The following is a 17708-nucleotide window of genomic DNA, read 5'->3' on the forward strand; positions in this document are numbered from 1 at the left end:
AAGATCGCCAAGGAGCCGATCAGCCTCGAGACGCCGATCGGCGACGAAGAGGACAGCCACCTGGGCGACTTCATCGAGGACAAGAACGCCATCCTGCCCATCGATGCGGCCATCCAGTCGAACCTGCGCGAGACCACCACGCGCGTTCTTGCCTCGCTGACCCCGCGGGAAGAGCGCGTGCTGCGCATGCGCTTCGGCATCGGCATGAACACCGACCACACCCTCGAAGAGGTCGGCCAGCAGTTCAGCGTCACCCGCGAACGGATCCGCCAGATCGAGGCCAAGGCGCTCCGCAAGCTCAAGCACCCCTCGCGGTCGCGAAAGCTCCGCAGCTTCCTCGACAGCTAAGACACCAGAACCCCGCCGGAAACGGCGGGGTTTTTCGTTGCGCCAGGCGGTCTAGCGGCTCCCATTGAATAAGAGGGGACACAAAGGCCACGAAGGGGCGCGAAGGGCACAAAGGCGCCGCCGCCGGTCCTTCGTGTCCTTCGCGCCCCTTTGCGTTCTTCGTGTCCCGACTTTTTCCTGCGCTACGCGCTAGCCGTGGTCTCGCCGAGCCCGGAAGGCCGCCTCCACCGAGGGCATGACCAGCCAGCTGATGTCCTCGCCGACTGACTCCAGCTCCTTGGCGGTGCTGGACGAGATATGCAGTAACTGCGCGTCGCAGATGAAGTGGACCATCGGGATCGAGGGATCGAGCCGCTCGGCCAGGCCATGGAGATTGAACTCTTCATGGAAATTGGTGGCCTCGCGCAGGCCGCGCACGATGTGGGTGGCGCCGATGTCGCGCGCATAGCGGACGAGGCTTTGGCGGGCGTACTCGCCGACCTCCAGCGACTGGTCGAGGATCGCGGCGGCGTCCGGCCACAGGTCCAGGACGGAGCTTCGGATGAGCTCGGTGCTCTGTTCGACGCTGAAGGCCCGCTGCTTCCTCACATTGGTGCCGACGGCGACATGAACGGCGTCGAAGGTCGTGAGCGCCTTGCGGATGATGTCCAGATGGCCGCGGGTGACCGGATCGAACGAGCCCGCATAAGAGGGCCTTCGTCCGCTTCGCCTTGTTCAATTGCATTGCAACACCTGTGGGCCAGGGGTCCAGCCTCCGATGACCGATCGGGCGATGCAAGATGAAGCGCGAGGCTTAGTGGATGCCCCTGGCCATCTGGTAGAGGGTGATGACGATCTCGAACAGGATCAGGATGACGATGATCGCCTCCAGGCGCAGGGAGCGCTCGGTGTCGATCAAGTCGGTCATGACGGTCGCCGTCTCGCCGATCAGGTCGAGTTTGCGCCCCAGGGTTTCGGCCCGCTCTACCAGTTCGTACTCGTCCTCCAGCCGGGCATAGAGGCGTTCGAGGTCCGGCCTGTCCCAGAGGATGTCGGGCTTTTCGCGCACCGCCACCCGCTCGGCCACCCGATGCTGGACCAAGAGCGAGGCGCCGATCAGGCGGATCATGTCGCGCCGACCGCCGGGCCTGCGGCCGGTGTCGGAGAGTTTGCGGGCCCAGGGCTCGATGGTGTCGAACACCTTGGCCACCTGAAGCTCGTCCTGCTCCAGAGCCGCGCTCTTGGCCACAGCGTCGGCGACCACCAGCAGCTTGTCCGGCGAGAGGGAGCCGATGCGCACCACGCCATCGGGCTCGACCCCTTCGCTGGCGCCCTCGCCGGCGGCGACCTGGATGGTCTCCTCCTCGCGGACCTCGTGCTGACCATGCACCCGGGGCAGGACGCCGCGGATCACGTCGTCTTCAGCCAGGGGATCGAGGCCGATCATGACCACCACCCCGTAGCGGAAGACCACCACCAGGCCGTCGGCCACACGGAAGGACAGGGGCGCGGTGGAGAGCGCGTCGCGGCGCTCCAGGCCAAGGGTGTCGATCCGCTCGCCCAGCACCACGGCGCGGGCGGTCAGGGAGCGGTCTTCACGGGGCAGGGGCAGCGCATCGGCGGGCGAATTCATCATCGCCTACAGCACCACAGGTAGGCGGCCGGCGAAAGCCCGCTGAGGTTTCAGAAGCGCAAGCCCTAGCTGCGTTCCTGCAGGTCCAGCAGGGCGTCCCACATGTCGCGGGCCGTCTCGATGGTGGCGAGGTTGGCCTTGAACTGGTGCTTGGCGGTGATCTGCTCGACCGCCTCCTGCTCGTAGCTCGTGGTCGAGCCTTCGACGCCCATGGTCGCGGTGCGCCGGGCGGAGGCTTCGAAGCGGCGGCTGGCGGCGAGCATGCCGTAGCTGGCGGTGGCGATCGGGTCCATGCGGGTTCTCCTGCGAAGAGACCCTGCGCCCCAGGCGGTTAAGCTCCCGCTTGCAAGGATGGTGAACGCGGTTCTACCGCCAGCCGTAGTTGAAGCTGATGCTGATCCGCGGAGTCTTGGCGCCATTGGTCGGCACCTCGTGGCGCAGCCAGCTCTCCCACATCAGGATCGTGCCGGCCTGCGGCTGCAGATAGACGAAGCTGCGCTCGGCCTCCGGCGCATCGGCCAGGCGGGGCGGAGCGGCCATCATCAGAGGCAGGCGGGGATCTTCCAGCTTGAGCGCGCTGGCGCCTGGCGGCGTGCGCACATAGACCGTGCCCGACAGCACGCTGTGGGGATGGATGTGGCCGCTGTGGCCGGCGCCGGGCTTCAGCAGATTGACCCACAGGCTGTCGAGCTTCAGCCGGCGCGCCCCCAGGTCCAGGTTCAGCGCCTGGGCGTAGGCCCTGGCATGGCGGTCGAGTTTCGACTTCAGCGTCCCGAACACCGTCGCCCGCTGCGGCAGGTCGTCGAGCGAGGCGTAGGAGGTGTAGCCGCCATAGGCGTTGGCCTTGGACCAGGCACGGCCTGCGGCGTCCTCGGCCGCCAGCATCTGGATAGTCTCCTCAAGTTCGTCGTTGAAGGCGGCGAAGTCCCGCTCTTCGGCGAGGCTCGCCTGATAGATCTGGGTGACGAAGAGGGGGCGCAGGCTCATGATCTGGCGCTTATATCAGCTTGCCCGGCAGGGAAAGCCAAAGGCCTGAAACACGCCGTATTTCCGTGGCTTATGAGACCTCTGGAGGAATATCGACATGAAACGCGTCTCTCTCTTGGCTGGTCTCGCCGCCTTGGCGATCGCCGGCGCCGCCCACGCTCAAAGCCACGGCGATCACGCTGGCATGAGCCACAGCAACCCGCCGACCAAGACCCAGGTCTGCCTCGACGTCGGCGGTGGTCTGCTGCCGGTGGTCTGCAAGGTGCCCGCCAGCCGTCTGGACCAGCGCGAAGATATCTGCAGCTGCCCGCAGGGCATGCGCACCGACGTGGCCGTCTGCGGTCCCGGCCAGAAGGCCCCGGCTGAGAACAACGCCCTCTACGCCGCCCGCCGTGAAGCTGGCCGGGACGGCAGCCTGCTGGGCGACATGTTCCAGGGCCAGCCCATCTGCGTCGCTCCCCGCGGCTAACTCGGTGCGCCCCTCCGCCTCGTGCGAGGGGAGGGGCGCAGGCCCTCAGCCGGCCAGGGCGCCGTAGACCATCTTCTGGAACACCGGCAGGGCGGCGCGGCCGCCCATGCGCTGGCCGGTGGCCAGTTGCGCCGCGGCCTCAGGCCCAAGCGGCATCGAGTTCTGGATCAGGTAGATCAGCACCATCTCGGCCTCCGGATCGGCCTGCCACCAGGTGCCGAACGCGCCGGGCCAGCCGAAGGCCCCGGCGTTGCCCGCCCCCATCCAGGCCTGCTTCACCGGATCGGTGATCATCGAGACCCCCAGGCCAAAGCCCTGGCCCATCCAGAACGGGATGCCCATGAAGGGGATCTCCCTCTGGGGCAGGGTCAGCCGGTCGGCGGTCATCATCTCCACCGTTTCGGTCTTCAGCAGCCGCACCCCGTCGACCTCGCCCTTGCCCAGCATGAGGCGGGCGAACTTCAGATAGTCGTCGGCGGTGGACACCAGGCCGCCGCCGCCTGCGGCGAAGGCCGGCGGCGCCTGGTAGTAGGGGAAGGGGACCTCCTCCATGGAGTCGGTCTTGGGATTGATCCGGTAGAGCTTGGCCGCCCGGTCCAGCTTTTCCGGCGGCACGTGGAAGGCGGTGTCGCTCATGCCCAGCGGCCCGAGGATGCGGTCCTGCAGGACCTGGTCGAAGGGCTTGCCCTCGATCCGGCCGATGATGAAGCCGAGCACGTCGGTGGCGTGGCTATAGTGGAATCGGTCGCCGGGCTGGAAGGTCAGCGGAAGTCCGCCCAGGCGCTTCATCCATTCGTCCGGCGCAAGCGGCGTGCCGAGCGCCGGCCCCAGGGCCTTTTCGTGGGCCTGCGCGATCGGGCCCATGGAGGTGAAGCCATAGGCCAGGCCCGAGCGGTGGGTCATCAGGTCTTCGATGGTGATGTCGCGGGCGGCCGGGACGGTGTCGTCGAGCGGGCCGGTGGGGGAGGCGAGCACCTGCATGTCGGAAAACTCCGGCGCCCAGCGGGTGATCGGCTCGTCCAGCTTCAGCCGGCCTTCCTCCATCAGCATCAGGGCCGCCACCGAGGTGATCGGCTTGGTCATGGAGGCGATGCGGAAGATGGTGTCGCGGGTCATCGGCTTGCCGCCTTCGATGTCCCGATGGCCAACGGTGTCGATCCGCACCACCTCGCCCCTGCGCCAGACCAGGGTGACGAAGCCCGACAGGTCGCCGGCGTCCACAACGCCCTGAAGCGCCGGGCCGATGGCCTCGAGACCATTTGGGGAAAATCCGCCGTCCATTCGTTTCGTCCCTTCGTAGCGTTCTTGTATGTCCAGTTCGTCCGTCATACCGCCGGGCGCGCAGGCCTGCGTCAAGCCGAACCCGGAGCCCTCATGACCCTGCCGCCCCTTGCGCCCGTTCTCGCCGTCCTCGGGGTGGCGCTCACCCTGTGCGCCTGTTCGCCCCTGACCGCCTTCGCCACCCTGACGCCCAAGGACCCCGCCAGCCGGGAGGGGCAGGGCCTGGCCTATGGTCCGGAGCCCCGCCAGCGGCTGGATGTCTATGCGCCAACCGGCGGCGCAGAGGCCGCGCCGGTTGCCATCTTCTTCTATGGGGGCTCGTGGACCGATGGGCGGCGGCAGGACTATGGCTGGGTCGGCCGGGCCCTGGCGGCCGAGGGCTTCCTCGCCCTGGCGCCGGACTACCGTCTCTATCCCGAGGTCACCTATCCCGACTTCCTGACCGATGGCGCGCTCGCCGTGGCCTGGGCGGTGGAGAACGCCGCCCGCTATGGCGGCGACCCGCAGCGGATCGTGCTGATCGGCCATTCGGCCGGGGCCTACAACGCCGTCATGCTGGGGCTCGACGAGACCTATCTGCGTGAGGCCGGCGTCGATCCCGATCGGATCCGGGCTGTGGCCGGGCTGGCCGGCCCCTATGACTTCCTGCCCCTGGAAGGTGAGACGACCCAGGCGGTGTTCGGCGGGGCGCCTGATCTGGACGCCACCCAGCCGGTTCATCAGGTCAGCGCCGCCGCGCCGCCGGTCTTCCTGGCCACCGGAGACAGCGACACCGTGGTCCGGCCGCGCAACACCGAGGCGCTGGCCAGCGCTCTGCGCCAAGGCGGGGTGATGGTCGAGACCCGCGTCTATCCCGACCTCGGCCATGCCGGCGTCCTGCTCGCCCTTTCGCGTCCCCTGCGGGGACGGGCGCCGGTGCTGGAAGAGATGACGGCCTTTCTGAAGGCCCAGACCCAAGCTGGGCCGAAGGCCACGGTTTCGGTTGCAGCGCCCTAGACTGGCGAGTCCTTATCCCGCCAGGGTTCGCCTTTGCCTTCCGTTGCGGCAAGCTGTTGCAACGCCGCAATTGAACCGACGTGTTGAAATGCGTATATGCCTTTTCCCCATCGGCCTTCGGGCTGGCGGGCCTGTCAGTTCTCGTGAACGCAAGGACGCGCACCGCCCATGCTGGTCACCCTTATGAAGGCCAAGCTTCACCGCGCGACGGTGACCCAGGCCGATCTGGACTACGAAGGCTCCATCGCCATCGATCGCGACCTGCTGGACGCTTCGGGCATCCTGCCGCACGAGCAGGTCGATGTGCTGAACATCACCACCGGCGCCCGCTTCACCACCTACGCCATCGAGGCCCCCCGGGGCTCACGGGTGATCGGCGTGAACGGCGCGGCCGCCCGCCTGGTCCAGAAGGGCGATAAGGTCATCGTCGTGACCTACGGCCTGCTGCCGGCCGAAGAAGCCCGCAACTACGCCCCCACGGTCGTGCTGCTGGACGACGGCAACGAGATGAAGCAGGCGGCCTGATGGTCCGCTGGCCCGCCGCGCTGACCTTGTCTGCGGCCGCCCTGCTGACCTTCGCCTGCGCACCTGCCGGCCCTGAAGGGGTCGACACCTCGGTTCTGGATCGCGAGATCGGCCAGCGGATCGGCGATCCATCCACCTGCGTGCTCCTGGCCGAGCAAGCCAGCGGCAAGATCGTCTATCGCTATGGCACCAACACGGTCTGCGCCCGCACCTATCCGGGGTGTCAGGACCAGGCTGAACGGACGGTGGAAGATCTTCTGAAGCGCTTTGATCCCGCGGCCGAGGGCGTGGCGATCAGTTGCCCCACCGCCGCCGACGGCTCGCGCAGCGTCGGCTGGGCGGCCGGGCCGGTCGCGGGCCGCGACCTGGTCTTCGCCGCCGTCATGGAAGGCCAGCGCGCCTTGCCGGGCATGATCATGACCGACCGCCTGGCCAGCGCCTTTTCCGCCGCCGGCCTGGAATAGGCCTCCGCACCCTTCGGGGAAGCGAAGGCCTGATCCCTCAGCGGGTCAGTTCATAGAGACCCGAAATATCCACCCGCACGGTCAGCTCGCCGCCGGACACCGGCGTGGAGTCTCTCATGCCTTCGCTGCGCGCCATGGCCATGTAGGGCATGGGCGGCTGCGGAGCCGAATAGCTGGTCCCTTCGCTCAGGGTGACCAGGCGACCGACCCGGTGACCGGTGGCCTGGGCATAGAGCTGGGCCTTGGCCTGCAGGTCTCGGACGGCGGCCTGACGGGCGGCGTTCTCGGCCTGGCTCCGGTCGTTCAGACCGAAGCTGATATTGTTGATCTGATTGGCGCCGGCATTGACCGTGGCGTCCACCGCTGCGCCGAGCCGGTCCAGATCACGCACCTTCACAGTCACCTGGTTGCTCGCCTGATAGCCCCGCAGGCGCGGCGGCTGGTTCTCGACATAGTCGTACTGGGCCGACAGGTTCAGGTTCGACGTCTGGATGTCGCGGCCCTCGATCCCGGCGCGGTTCAAGGCGGCCATCACCCGGCTCATCTGCTGGGCGTTGGCCTGCATGGCCGCCTGGGCCGTGGGGGCCTCGGTCTGCACGCCCAGGCTGATGGTCGCCATGTCAGGCGCGACATCCACCTCGCCGACGGCCGAAAGGTTCAGGGTGGTGGCGCGGAACATGGAGTCGGCCGCCGGCGCAGCAGGCGCCGGGGCGGTCTGGGCGAGGGCGGCAGGCGCCAGGGCCGCAAGGCTCAGGCTCAGCACGCCGGCGCGCAACAGGGTCTTCATGGAAATCTCCAGTCCAATTGAAACTTGACCATAGGCCACAGCGGAAAGCGCCGCGACGGCCTTGGCGTTCCACCCTCGCAAGCTGAACCTGAACCGGAGCTTTAAGCTGCGTGCAGCCCATGCTAACCGCAGGCCCTCCGCTGATGGGGCCTGTAGCTCAATGGTTAGAGCCGGCCGCTCATAACGGTCTGGTTGCAGGTTCGAGTCCTGCCGGGCCCACCAGCGGAAGCGCACGATGGTGTAGCCGCCTTGGATGGCTGCTGAGCTGACCCATTTCCTGACATCCGTCCGCGTGCTACGGGGACTCATGGGTGCAACGGCGTTCCGGCATGGGGTTGCGACGGCGATTCTGGCGGCGTTCATCGCCCTGTTCGCGCTGCTTCCCGCCTTCGACGCCGCCGCCTGCGCGAGCGAACCTGCCGCTGCGGCGTCGGTGGATAGCCTGGCCGACACTCCCTCGACTGACCATCCTGACGGTTACGCGACCTGTTCACATGGCCACTGCCACCATGGCGGTGGCATTGTCGTGAGCGGTATCGATGTGTCGGCAGTGGCTGATCGCCATGATCAGAGGGGCTTAGCGCCTCAGCAACCGCTGGTGTCCCGCACGCCGGCTGGCCCGGATCGTCCTCCCCGGGGCTGATGGGATCGCGCGCGTCCGCGCGCCTTTCACGTCAACCACTCGGGAAACACATCATGTCACCCCCTATTCGTCGCCGGCCGCGTATCGCGGCGGGCTGCGCCGTCGTCGCAATAGCGACTGCGACCGCCTGTCTGGAAAGCCCCGTCCGGGCCGACCCGGCGCCCTCATTCGAGGCCCTGCTCCTCCGGCTGGACGAGACACCCGCCACCTTGGAGGCCGGCGCCCTTCTTGACGCCGCCGAGGCGCGGGTCAGACAGGCGCGTACCGTCGCCAATCCTGAATTGGGGCTGGAGGTCGAAAACGCCTACGGCAGCGGCCCCTTCCAGGACTACGACAACGCCGAGACCACCCTGTCGTTCAGCCAGGACCTTGAGCTTTGGGGGCGTCGAGGCGCCCGGGTGGGCGTGGCGCGGGCGCAAGCCGGCGCAGCTGTCCTGCGCCTTGATCTGGCCAGTGTGGAGGCCGCCAACCAGCTGGCCCTGGCCTATGCCGAGGCCGAGGCGGCCGATCGCCGGTTCCACCTGGCCGAGGAGGCGCTCGCCGTCACGGCCGCCGACGCACGCGCCGCCCAGATACTCGTGGAGGAAGGCCGCGAACCACGCCTGCGCAGCATTCAAGGGGAGGCCGAAGCTGCGGCCGCCCGTGCGAACCTGGAAGAGGCGCGGGCTGAACGGGAGGCGGCGTTCGCGCGCCTGACCGCCGTGGCCATGCTGCCCACGCCAGTCACCTCAATCGAGTCCAGTCTGCTCGATAGGGTCCCTGCCGCGATGGCCGCCGCCACGGGCGCGACGCCTGAGGTGCGGGTGGCCGAGGCCGACAGCGCCGCCGCAGAAAGCCGGATCAAGGTCGAGCGGATACGGGCCATGCCTGACATCAGGGCCTCCGTGGGCATCCGACGCTACGAGGCCGAGGATGCCACGGCCCTGACCTTCGGCGTCAGCATGCCGTTGCCGCTCTTCGACCGGAACCGGGGCGCCATCGACGCCGCCCGGGCCGAGTTTCGAGCAGCTGAGGCGCGACTGATCGGCGCGCGGCAGGCGGCCGAGGCGAGCCGCAATGCGGCTGCGGCGCGGTTGAGGGCTTCAGCCAGCCGGGTGGCCGCCACCGACGCCGGGGTGAGCGCCGCTGAGGAGGCCTACCGCCTGTCGCGGATCGGCTTTGAGGCTGGCCGCATCTCGCAACTCGAAATGCGGTCTTCGCGCGCCGCCCTGATCAATGCCCGCAACGCCGCCGTGGACGCCCGGCTCGCCCGCGTCCGCGCTGAAATCGATCTCGCGCGCCTGCAAGGCCGCGCCCCATTTGGAACATCGCTATGATGCGCATCTCTCAGATCAATCAAACCTGGCTCATGGGCGGCGCGGCCGCCATCGTTCTGGTGGGCGGCGGCGTCTACGCTCTCACCAGGTCGGCGCCTGCAGCCGTCACAGAAGCTCACGCAGAGGAGGCGCAGGCCAGCGCGGGACACGCCGGACAGGAAGGCGAAGCGCACGTCGCCCTCACCGAGGCTCAGATCGAGGCCGCCGGCATTGTCATTGTCGGGGTTACAAGCGGCGGGGGCGGAGAAACGCGGCTTTCGGGGCGTATTGAGCCGATGGTCGATGCGCGAGCTGCGGTCGCAGCTTCTGTCGGCGGTCGGGTGGAGCGTGTTCTGGTTGCGCCTGGGGAGTCGATCCGCGCCGGCCAGGCCTTGGCGGTGCTGGTCAGCGGGGACGCCGCAGGGCTCCGCGCCGAGGCGGACGCCGCCCAGGCCAATGCGGTCGCCGCCGAGCAAGCCCACGGCCGCGAGGAGAGTCTGGCGGAGCAGGGCGTCGTCGCCCAACGAGACGCCGAGGTCGCGCACGCCCAGGCCCTCAGCGCGCAAGCCAGCGCCCGCGCAGCTCGCGCCCGCGCGGCCGCCGCCGGTTCCCCGACGACCTCGGGACGCCTCAGCGTCAGGAGTCCGATCGATGGGATCGTGACGAGCGTTCTGGTCGGCCCTGGCGGCTTCGCCGCCCAGGGCGGCGTGGTCGCAGAAGTGACAAACCCAGCCCGAGTCGAAATCGTCTTCAGCGCGCCGCCGACCTTGGCCGCGCAGGTCCAAGCGGGGACGCCCATCCGCGTCCAGGGGCCCGCCGGCGAAGTCGAGGCCATCGTCACCGGGGTGGCCGCCGGCGCCGGCGTTGCGACCGGCGCCACGGTCATCCGGGCCAGGCCGACAGGCGGGGGGCTTCCGCCAGCTGGATCGGCCGTCACCGGCGCTGTGGTCACCGGCAAGTCCTCAGGAGGCCTGAGCGTGCCATCCGAGGCAGTTCAGACGGTGGAAGGACAAAGCGTCGTCTTCGTGCGCACGGATGACGGGTTCCGCTCCGTGCCTGTGCTTGTTGGCCGTCAGGCCGCTGGCCGCACCGAAGTTGTCAGCGGACTGACCGGATCCGAGCGTGTCGCCGGCGCCAACGCATTTCTCCTCAAAGCCGAACTCGCCAAGGGCGAGGCCGAGCACGGCCACTAGGGGCGACACACATGTTCAATGCAATCATCGCCGCCTCGGTCCACTTCCGCTGGTTCGTCGTCATCGCGGTCACGGTCGTCGCCGGTTTTGGCCTCTACGAACTCACCAGGCTGCCGATCGACGCCGTGCCCGACATCACCAACCGACAGGTGCAGATCACCACGGTGGCGCCCGCCCTGGCTCCAGAGCAGATCGAGCGCCAGGTCACTTATCCGCTGGAGACGGCGCTGGCGGGCATCCCAGGCCTGACGAGCACCCGATCATTGTCGCGTAACGGCTTCAGCCAGATCACAGCCATCTTCACCGATAGCACCGACATCTATTTCGCCCGCCAGCAGGTGTCCGAGCGGCTGGCGGAGGCCCGCGAAGGCCTCCCAGACGGGGTGGAGCCGGCCATGTCGCCCGTCACGACGGGTCTCGGCGAAGTCCTGATGTGGACCGTGGACTACGTTCCCTTCAACAGCGAGAACCTCGCCGAACCCGGCCAGCCCGGCTGGCAGGCTGGGGCCGTGTACCTGACGCCGGAGGGCCAGCGCCTGGCCACGCCGGAAGAGCAGGCGACCTATCTACGTACAGTACAGGACTGGATCGTTGCGCCTCAGATGCGCGGCGCGGAAGGCTTGGCGGGCGTCGATACCGTGGGTGGTTACGTCAAAGAGTATGCGGTTCGTCCGGATATCGCCCGACTCTCAAGCTACGGATTGAGCCTCAACGACCTGGTCGAGGCGCTGGCGCGCGCCAACACCCAGGCCGGCGCAGGCTACATCCAGCGGGCCGGCGAAGCCTTTGTGGTGCGCGCCGACGCCTTGGCGACCACGATCGAAGACCTGGCCCAGGCGCCTGTGGTCAACCGCGACGGTCTGGTTGTCCGGGTCACTGATGTGGCGACGGTCGAGATCGGCCACGCGCCCCGCCTCGGCGGCGCCAGCCGTGATGGACACGAGGCGGTGCTCGGCACCGCGCTGATGATCGCCGGTGGCAACAGCCGCACGGTGGCCCAGTCGGCGGCCGAACGCCTTGAGGAGGTGGATAACAGCCTGCCGCCGGGGGTCGTCGCGACGATCGTTCTGAACCGGAGCGCCCTGGTCAATTCAACCATCGCCACGGTCGCCCGCAACCTCACAGAGGGCGCCCTGCTGGTGATCTTGGTCTTGTTCCTGCTCCTGGGGAACATTCGTGCGGCCAGCATCACGGCCTTGATGATCCCCCTCAGCTTCCTGTTCGCCGTCATCGGCATGAACCGGTTCGGGATCAGCGGAAACCTGATGAGTCTGGGCGCTCTGGACTTTGGCCTGATGGTCGATGGCGGGGTGGTGGTGATCGAGAACACCTTGCTGATGCTCACCCAGCGCCGCGCCCAACTTGGCCGCATGCTCAACCGGTCCGAACGGCTGGACGCGGCCGTTCAGTCAGCGCGCCAGATGGTGAAACCCGCAGCGTTCGGACAGCTGATCATCCTTCTGGTGTTTGCGCCGCTGCTGATGCTGGAGGGGGTGGAGGGCAAGACGTTCCAGCCCATGGGGGCCACCGTCATGCTGGCTCTGGTCGGCGCGTTCATCTTCTCCTTCACCTTCGTGCCCGCCATGACCGCCTTGATGGTCCGCGATCCGAAGTCTGTGCATCTGGGTCCTAACGGCGAGGTCGCCGAGCACGAGACCCGCCTTCTTCGATTCGCCCGCCGCTATATCAAGCCCGCGATCCACGCGGCGGTGGGGCGACCAAAGGTGGTGCTGATCTCCGCCCTGGTCGCTCTTCTCGTCGGCGCGGCAGCCTTCATGTCGCTGGGCCGGGAGTTCATCCCGACTCTCGATGAAGGCGACATCGCCATGCAGGCCCTGCGTGTGCCGTCGGCCTCGCTTGAACAGTCTCTGGCTATGCAGATGGCCCTGGAGCGCGCCATCACAGCCCAGCCCGAGGTGGAGATCATGTTCTCCAGGACCGGGACGGCCGAGGCGGCGGTCGATCCGATGCCGCCGAACATTTCCGACAGCGTCATCGTCCTGAAGGACCGCAAAGAATGGCCCGATCCAGGCCTGGAGAAGGAGGCGCTGATCGCGCGTATCGAAGAGGTCGCAAGCCAGCAGATCGGCAACAATCTTGAGTTCAGCCAGCCGATTGAACTGCGCTTCAATGAACTCATTTCCGGCGTGCGAACCGACCTCGCCGTCATGGTCTATGGCGACGATTTCGACACCCTCCAGCGGGTGGCCGAACAGGTCGCAGGTCGTCTGCGCGAGACGACCGGATCGGCAGATGTGCGGGTGGAACAGGCGTCTGGCCTGCCGACCCTGACCGTCAGCGTCGATCGCATCGCCGCCGCAAGCTATGGCCTGACCGCCGCAGACGTCACTGACGCTGTGTCCACGGGCATTGGCGGCGCCGAAGCTGGGGTCATCTTCGAGGGTGATCGCCGTTTCGATGTCGTCGTGCGCCTGGCCAACGCCGACCGGAACGACCCCGCCGCCTTGGCGGCTCTTCCCGTGGTCTCCGAAACCGGCGCCGTTGTGCCGCTGTCGTCGGTCGCGCGCATCCAGAGCGCCGAAGGCCCAAACCAGATCAGCCGGGAGAACGGCAGCCGCCGGATGGTGGTCCAGGCCAATGTCCGGGGTCGCGATCTCGGCGGGTTCGTCTCTGACGCCCAGGACCGGGTGGGGCAGATCGCGCTTCCCGCCGGGGTCTATCTGGACTGGGGTGGTCAGTTCGAGAACCTGAAGCGGGCCGAAGAGCGGTTCAGCCTCGTCATCCCTGTGGTGTTCGTCCTGATTGGAGTGTTGCTGTTCCTCGCCCTTGGCTCGTTTGCTGAGGCTGGTCTGGTCTTCGCCTGCGTGCCACTCGCCTTGATCGGGGGGGCCTTGGCCCTGCTGGCGAGGGGCATGCCCTTCTCCGTCTCTGCGGCGGTCGGCTTCATCGCCGTGTCAGGCGTCGCGACCCTGAACGGCCTGGTGCTCATGCAGGCCATCCGTCAGCGACTGACCGCGGGCCTGCCGCCCCGGGAAGCGGCGATAGAAGGCGCCTCAAGTCGCCTGCGGGCGGTGCTGACGACGGCGCTGGTCGCCATTGTCGGCTTCATCCCCATGGCCCTGGCGCACGGAGCCGGGGCTGAGGTGCAGAAACCCCTGGCGACCGTGGTCATCGGGGGGCTTTTGACCGCTACGGCGTTGACCCTTCTTGTGCTGCCGACCTTCGCTGCGAAGGCGGTCCGGCATCGGCCGACAGACGCCGCATGACCCTCGGGAGCTGGCTTGCCGCCACGGCGGGGCTGAAGTCCACGGCCGCGACCCTCTGCATCGGCTTCTTCCGCCGCGAGCGGTTGTCCCGAGCCTCGCTAGGACGAGGCCGGAGTGGGGGGGAGATTGGAGCGCGCTCTGCAAAAGTGGGATCCGGTCCTGGTCGGCGGCTCACCAATCCCACTCGACCGCCAGTCCGATCAGGCGGCGAGGTCCGGGCGCGCTGGCCGAGTAGCCGAGGGCCTCGCCGATGAAGCCGGCTTCCTGGATGTAGCGCTCGTCGAGGGCGTTTTTGGCGAACGCCGTGACGGTCCATGCTGAGCTGGACGGCCGAAACGCCAGGCGCAGGTCCAGGAGCCCGTAGCCGTCCTGCCATTCGTCCTGGATCGTGTCCGGCGCGAGGGCGCGAGAGAGCTCTGGCCGGTCGTTATCGTCGGAGAAGAAGAACTTCGAGCGCCAACTATAGACAGGGCGAAAGGCGAGTTCGCCGTCGAGAAGGGGCCAGACGATATCAGCGTGGATTGACGCTTGATGGTCCGGTGCGAGGCGGAAGCGGTTGCCCGCCACAGCGCCCGACCTCAGCCTGGCATGTCCATAGGCGTAGGTCGCGCCAACCGTGGCGGCGGGCGATGGCATGAACGTGGCCTCCACCTCGAGGCCATGCGCAGTCGCTTGACCAGCGTTCACGGTCCGCAGCTGCCCGGCTTCCACGCGGGTGGTCTGAAAATCGCGATAGTCGTAGGCGTAGACGGCCGCATCGAGCGCCAGTCGAAGGCGCGCCGGCCGCACCTTTGCGCCCAATTCCCAGGAGTCCACCACCTCGGCGGGCACGACGCCAAACCTGGCGGGTCCCTGGGGCGTGGCAGGGGCGCCCGCCACCAGGACGGTCGGCCGCCGTCCGCGGGCATAGGTCCCATAGACGCTGACCGTGGGGTTCGGCTCGTACCTCGCCGCAAGGCGCCAGCTCCAGCCGGAGTCTTCCAGATCGCTGGAAATCTTGTCGCCATTGCCGAGGGTGGGCTGAAAGAGAAGGCCGTAGAGCGGCCATTCCGTCGACAGGCGTCCTGCGTCAGGGCCAGCCAGGTGCCGGAGGAACGTCTGGCGTCTGGCCTGATCCATGCCTGCGGCTGCGATCACGCTGGCGAGGACGGAGGGCCCCAGCGGAACGGCCGGCGACACCGCGCTGGTCTTCTGGTCAATTCCGTAACGCAGGCCGGCGGACACCTCCCAACTGGTTCCGATGCGCCTTGTGGCGTCGGCGAAGATGTCGAGCGCCTGCACATCACTGAAGTTCTGGGTCCGCTCCAGGTGGAGCGCCTTGAGATTGCCGGCGATGGCCAGCGCCGTCGTCCCCTCCAGTTCGTAGCCGCGGCCGGCGGCGAGACCGCGCAACTGGTCGGCCAGGAACTGAGCTTGCAGGAGGACGTCGGCGGACTGGGGCCAGGGGCTGGTCAGGCGGCCCATCATGCGCGCCAGCTGGAGCCGCTCATCGATCACCATCGGCACCCTCTGGGTTCCATGTTCCTCGAAGAGGTTGACGCCCACGAAGCCTCGCCACGCGCCGCGCCGGTCGTAGGCGAGGCGGATCTCCTGGTTGACCTGAGCGCCCCGTGTTTCCTCCAGCAGGCTCACGATCGGCAGGGCGAGGCCGTCGGCGTCCTGCTGGTCGTCAGCGGCGAAGCGCCGATAGGACGTCAGGCTCGACAGGGTGAGCGCCGGCGAGATGTCCGTCTCAAGCCCGAAGCTGGCCGAGAAGAGTTGCCGGTCCAGGCCGAGCGGCTGGTCGCGACCCTGGGCGTCCCGGGCCGACAGGGCCGGCGGGGTGAAACGGTCAAGGTCTCCCAGGGGCTGGCCAGACACCGGGTCGGCCGGCGCGAACAGGAAGGACTTCAGCGCCGGGCCGCTGGAGCGGTCATGTTGATAGTTGATGATCAGGTCGGCCGCGCCCCAGTCGCGTCGCAGGCTCAGCCCGAGGCGGCCGGCGTCGGTGGAGATCGCCTGGAGGTCCTCCCCGCCGAGCAGGTTGGTCACGTCCCCGTCGCGGTGGCGGCTCACAGCAGCCAGCCGCAGGCCCATGGTTTCGCCGAGGGGGAGGTTCGCCATGGCGTCCACGCGGCGCCAGCCCTGGCCTCCCGCTTCCAGCCGCAGGCGGGCTGAGGTGCTGTCCGGGTCGGCCTTGTTCTGTACGATATTGATGGCGCCGGTCATGGCGCTGCGGCCGTAGAGGGTGGACTGCGGCCCCTTGACCACCTCGATCCGGTCCACGTCGAAGAGTTCGAAATAGGCGCCTCGCTCCTTCGAGGCTGGCACACCATCCTGGAAGATCGAGACACGAGGCTCGCGGGTCGCGTCGCCGGACGCCTGGGTGACGCCCCGCACGGAAAACCCCGCATTGGCGGGGGAGGCGGCCGAGACGGTGAGTCCCGGCGTCTGTTGCGCCACCGCCTCCATATCGGTCAGGCCGAGCCGCCGCAGGCGCTCGCCGGAGAAGGTGGACAGGGCCATCGGGGTCTCGAAGGCGAGGCTTGGGCGACGCTCGGCGGTGACGACCAGTTCCGGCAGCTCGGTGATCGCCGGAGGCGGCGCGGGCGGCGCGGGCGGCTGGACCGCCGCCGCGGCGGCCGGCCCGATCATCACGACGCCGCCCGGCGATCGCGTCGCGGTCAGGCCCGTGCCGGCCAGCACCTGCTCCAGGGCTGTTTCGGCGGTGCGGGCTCCATGGACGCGGCCGGACCGCCGCCCACGGGTCAGCTGCGGATCGACGATCAGCGGCCGGCCGGTCTGCAGGCTGTACCAGACGAGCGCGCCGGCCAGGTCCCGGGGCGCAAGGTCGTAGGCTGCGGCGCGCGCAGGCTGGGCGAAGGCTGCGACGGGGGCAAGGAGGGCGAGGGCCAGGACCGCGAGCGGCCAGGCGGGTGATCTTCCAAGGCGCGAGGCCAAGACCATGTCTAGCCGAACCTTTGGGCCTGGCCGCAGGTCGGGGTCATGGCGCGGCCGCCCGCCGGAGGGCCAGATCGACCGTTCCGTCGGGCCCCCGTATCGCCGCCACAGGCAGGTAGAGGCTCACCGCCTCGACAAAGGCGTCGGCGTCGTCGGCGGCGAAGACGCCGCTGACCCGCAGGTCGCCCGCCTCCGGCGACACGCGGATCGGGCGCTGCGGCGAGTAGCGGCTGACCCGGCGGGCCGCCGTCTCGAGCCGCTCGTCCTGGAAGATGAGCTGGCCTTCGGTCCAGGCGACCGCCTGCTTCACGTCGGCTTGCGGGACCAGCACCCCGTCACCGCCGGCGGCGAGCCGATAGCCCTGGCCCGGCTGGAGCTGGGCGGCGACCTGGCCCGTCCGCCGGGCGCGGACCTCGACCCGGCCCTCCAGGAGCGTGACCATCGCGCCATCGCCGTCGTGCTCGATATTGAAGGCCGTGCCCGTGGCGACGACGAGGTGATCGCCCACGGCGACGGCGAACGGCCGCCGGGGATCCTTGGCCACCTCGAAGCGGGCCTGTCCGGTGGCGAGCACAAGGTCCCGGCGCCCGTCCGTGAACCGCGTGCGCACCTCGGCCCCGGCGTCCAGGGTCAGCCGCGATCCATCGGCCAGGGTGACGCTGCGCCGCGCGCCCGGCTCGGCGCGGTAGGTCCGCCAGGGGGGCTGCGCGCCCAGGACCACGAGGCCGGCCGCGGCCGCGGCCAGTCCGGCGCCCACCCCGCCGCCGATCAGTCGCCGGCGGGTGAGGACCGGGGGACGGCGCACGCCCTGGTTTGCGGTCTGAAGCGCCTGGTCCCGCAGGGGGGCCAGTTCGGGCGCCGAGGCGTCACCGAACAGCCCCATGACCTCCCCGATCCCCACCCAGGCCTCGGCCTGGGCGACATCGGCTGTGATCCAGGCC

At 68.7% G+C, this 17708-nt stretch carries 16 protein-coding genes, 1 tRNA gene and 1 pseudogene; 10 read left to right on the forward strand and 8 right to left on the reverse strand.

What is annotated here, in order from left to right:
* On the forward strand, positions 1 to 348 hold a 348-nt coding region (locus V7702_RS13420), incomplete at its 5' end, for a sigma-70 family RNA polymerase sigma factor (protein WP_335650607.1).
* Between the two features lie 189 nt (positions 349 to 537).
* On the opposite strand, the pseudogene coaD reads toward V7702_RS13420, so the two are convergent.
* The 4 genes and pseudogenes from coaD to V7702_RS13440 form a co-directional block, all read right to left on the reverse strand.
* Positions 538 to 1023 (reverse strand): annotated as a pseudogene (gene coaD, locus V7702_RS13425) (pantetheine-phosphate adenylyltransferase); the annotation flags it as partial.
* A 118-nt stretch (positions 1024 to 1141) separates the two neighbouring features.
* On the reverse strand, positions 1142 to 1963 hold the full coding sequence (locus V7702_RS13430; RefSeq protein ID WP_335650608.1) for an RMD1 family protein: 822 nt from the start codon (positions 1961 to 1963) through the stop codon (positions 1142 to 1144).
* Positions 1964 to 2025: 62 nt separating this feature from the next.
* The gene (locus V7702_RS13435) at positions 2026 to 2253 is read right to left on the reverse strand and encodes a flagellar basal body rod C-terminal domain-containing protein (RefSeq protein WP_335650609.1); all 228 of its coding nucleotides are present in this window, start codon (positions 2251 to 2253) and stop codon (positions 2026 to 2028) included.
* A gap of 73 nt (positions 2254 to 2326) precedes the next feature.
* Entirely contained in the window at positions 2327 to 2947 is a 621-nt protein-coding gene (locus V7702_RS13440) for a TIGR02466 family protein (protein WP_335650610.1), read from the reverse strand.
* Positions 2948 to 3044: 97 nt separating this feature from the next.
* Between V7702_RS13440 and V7702_RS13445 the strand changes: the two genes are divergently transcribed.
* The gene (locus V7702_RS13445; RefSeq protein ID WP_335650611.1) at positions 3045 to 3416 is read left to right on the forward strand and encodes a hypothetical protein; all 372 of its coding nucleotides are present in this window, start codon (positions 3045 to 3047) and stop codon (positions 3414 to 3416) included.
* 45 nt (positions 3417 to 3461) lie between these two features.
* Here the strand turns inward: V7702_RS13445 and V7702_RS13450 are convergent, their stop codons facing one another.
* Positions 3462 to 4697, reverse strand: coding sequence for a serine hydrolase domain-containing protein (locus tag V7702_RS13450; protein ID WP_335650612.1), 1236 nt, complete (start codon positions 4695 to 4697; stop codon positions 3462 to 3464).
* 93 nt (positions 4698 to 4790) lie between these two features.
* Between V7702_RS13450 and V7702_RS13455 the strand changes: the two genes are divergently transcribed.
* From V7702_RS13455 to V7702_RS13465, 3 genes are all read left to right on the forward strand, one after another.
* A complete protein-coding gene (locus tag V7702_RS13455; protein WP_335650613.1) occupies positions 4791 to 5693 on the forward strand; it encodes an alpha/beta hydrolase in 903 nt (300 codons plus the stop codon).
* Between the two features lie 168 nt (positions 5694 to 5861).
* Positions 5862 to 6218, forward strand: a complete 357-nt coding sequence (panD, locus tag V7702_RS13460; protein WP_293317835.1) for an aspartate 1-decarboxylase — start codon at positions 5862 to 5864, stop codon at positions 6216 to 6218.
* Positions 6218 to 6682: a hypothetical protein gene (locus tag V7702_RS13465; RefSeq protein ID WP_335650614.1), complete on the forward strand. Its 465-nt coding sequence runs from the start codon at positions 6218 to 6220 to the stop codon at positions 6680 to 6682. The genes panD and V7702_RS13465 overlap by 1 nt, the downstream gene beginning before the upstream one ends.
* Before the next feature lie 37 nt (positions 6683 to 6719).
* Here V7702_RS13465 and V7702_RS13470 read toward each other — a convergent pair whose 3' ends face one another.
* Positions 6720 to 7469 (reverse strand): SIMPL domain-containing protein, encoded by a 750-nt coding sequence (locus tag V7702_RS13470; protein WP_335650615.1) that lies wholly within the window; start codon positions 7467 to 7469, stop codon positions 6720 to 6722.
* 146 nt (positions 7470 to 7615) lie between these two features.
* Here V7702_RS13470 and V7702_RS13475 point away from each other — a divergent pair.
* The 5 genes from V7702_RS13475 to V7702_RS13495 all read left to right on the forward strand — a co-directional run bounded on the left by V7702_RS13475 (position 7616) and on the right by V7702_RS13495 (position 13827).
* Positions 7616 to 7691 (forward strand) — tRNA-Ile (locus tag V7702_RS13475).
* A gap of 31 nt (positions 7692 to 7722) precedes the next feature.
* Entirely contained in the window at positions 7723 to 8112 is a 390-nt protein-coding gene (locus V7702_RS13480) for a hypothetical protein (protein WP_335650616.1), read from the forward strand.
* A 53-nt stretch (positions 8113 to 8165) separates the two neighbouring features.
* Positions 8166 to 9428, forward strand: a complete 1263-nt coding sequence (locus tag V7702_RS13485) for a TolC family protein (RefSeq protein ID WP_335650617.1) — start codon at positions 8166 to 8168, stop codon at positions 9426 to 9428.
* Positions 9428 to 10600, forward strand: coding sequence for an efflux RND transporter periplasmic adaptor subunit (locus V7702_RS13490; protein WP_335650621.1), 1173 nt, complete (start codon positions 9428 to 9430; stop codon positions 10598 to 10600). Before V7702_RS13485 ends, V7702_RS13490 begins: the two co-directional genes overlap by 1 nt.
* A gap of 11 nt (positions 10601 to 10611) precedes the next feature.
* A complete protein-coding gene (locus V7702_RS13495) occupies positions 10612 to 13827 on the forward strand; it encodes an efflux RND transporter permease subunit (protein ID WP_335650618.1) in 3216 nt (1071 codons plus the stop codon).
* A 171-nt stretch (positions 13828 to 13998) separates the two neighbouring features.
* Here V7702_RS13495 and V7702_RS13500 read toward each other — a convergent pair whose 3' ends face one another.
* Together V7702_RS13500 and V7702_RS13505 are read right to left on the reverse strand one after the other, a co-directional pair.
* Positions 13999 to 16767, reverse strand: a complete 2769-nt coding sequence (locus V7702_RS13500) for a TonB-dependent receptor domain-containing protein (protein WP_335650619.1) — start codon at positions 16765 to 16767, stop codon at positions 13999 to 14001.
* 43 nt (positions 16768 to 16810) lie between these two features.
* The coding region (locus V7702_RS13505; RefSeq protein WP_335650620.1) for a FecR family protein at positions 16811 to 17708 on the reverse strand (898 nt) is incomplete at its 5' end.

The sequence above is a fragment of the Phenylobacterium sp. genome (assembly GCF_036963605.1).
Lineage (GTDB): Bacteria > Pseudomonadota > Alphaproteobacteria > Caulobacterales > Caulobacteraceae > Phenylobacterium.

What these genes read in the sequence shown, in the direction of transcription:
- V7702_RS13430 (WP_335650608.1), bottom strand. Translation starts at nt 1,963, where the DNA reads ATGATGAATTCGCCCGCCGATGCGCTGCCCCTGCCCCGTGAAGACCGC.
- V7702_RS13435 (WP_335650609.1), bottom strand. Translation starts at nt 2,253, where the DNA reads ATGGACCCGATCGCCACCGCCAGCTACGGCATGCTCGCCGCCAGCCGC.
- V7702_RS13440 (WP_335650610.1), bottom strand. Translation starts at nt 2,947, where the DNA reads ATGAGCCTGCGCCCCCTCTTCGTCACCCAGATCTATCAGGCGAGCCTC.
- V7702_RS13445 (WP_335650611.1), top strand. Translation starts at nt 3,045, where the DNA reads ATGAAACGCGTCTCTCTCTTGGCTGGTCTCGCCGCCTTGGCGATCGCC.
- V7702_RS13450 (WP_335650612.1), bottom strand. Translation starts at nt 4,697, where the DNA reads ATGGACGGCGGATTTTCCCCAAATGGTCTCGAGGCCATCGGCCCGGCG.
- V7702_RS13455 (WP_335650613.1), top strand. Translation starts at nt 4,791, where the DNA reads ATGACCCTGCCGCCCCTTGCGCCCGTTCTCGCCGTCCTCGGGGTGGCG.
- panD (WP_293317835.1), top strand. Translation starts at nt 5,862, where the DNA reads ATGCTGGTCACCCTTATGAAGGCCAAGCTTCACCGCGCGACGGTGACC.
- V7702_RS13465 (WP_335650614.1), top strand. Translation starts at nt 6,218, where the DNA reads ATGGTCCGCTGGCCCGCCGCGCTGACCTTGTCTGCGGCCGCCCTGCTG.
- V7702_RS13470 (WP_335650615.1), bottom strand. Translation starts at nt 7,469, where the DNA reads ATGAAGACCCTGTTGCGCGCCGGCGTGCTGAGCCTGAGCCTTGCGGCC.
- V7702_RS13480 (WP_335650616.1), top strand. Translation starts at nt 7,723, where the DNA reads ATGGCTGCTGAGCTGACCCATTTCCTGACATCCGTCCGCGTGCTACGG.
- V7702_RS13485 (WP_335650617.1), top strand. Translation starts at nt 8,166, where the DNA reads ATGTCACCCCCTATTCGTCGCCGGCCGCGTATCGCGGCGGGCTGCGCC.
- V7702_RS13490 (WP_335650621.1), top strand. Translation starts at nt 9,428, where the DNA reads ATGCGCATCTCTCAGATCAATCAAACCTGGCTCATGGGCGGCGCGGCC.
- V7702_RS13495 (WP_335650618.1), top strand. Translation starts at nt 10,612, where the DNA reads ATGTTCAATGCAATCATCGCCGCCTCGGTCCACTTCCGCTGGTTCGTC.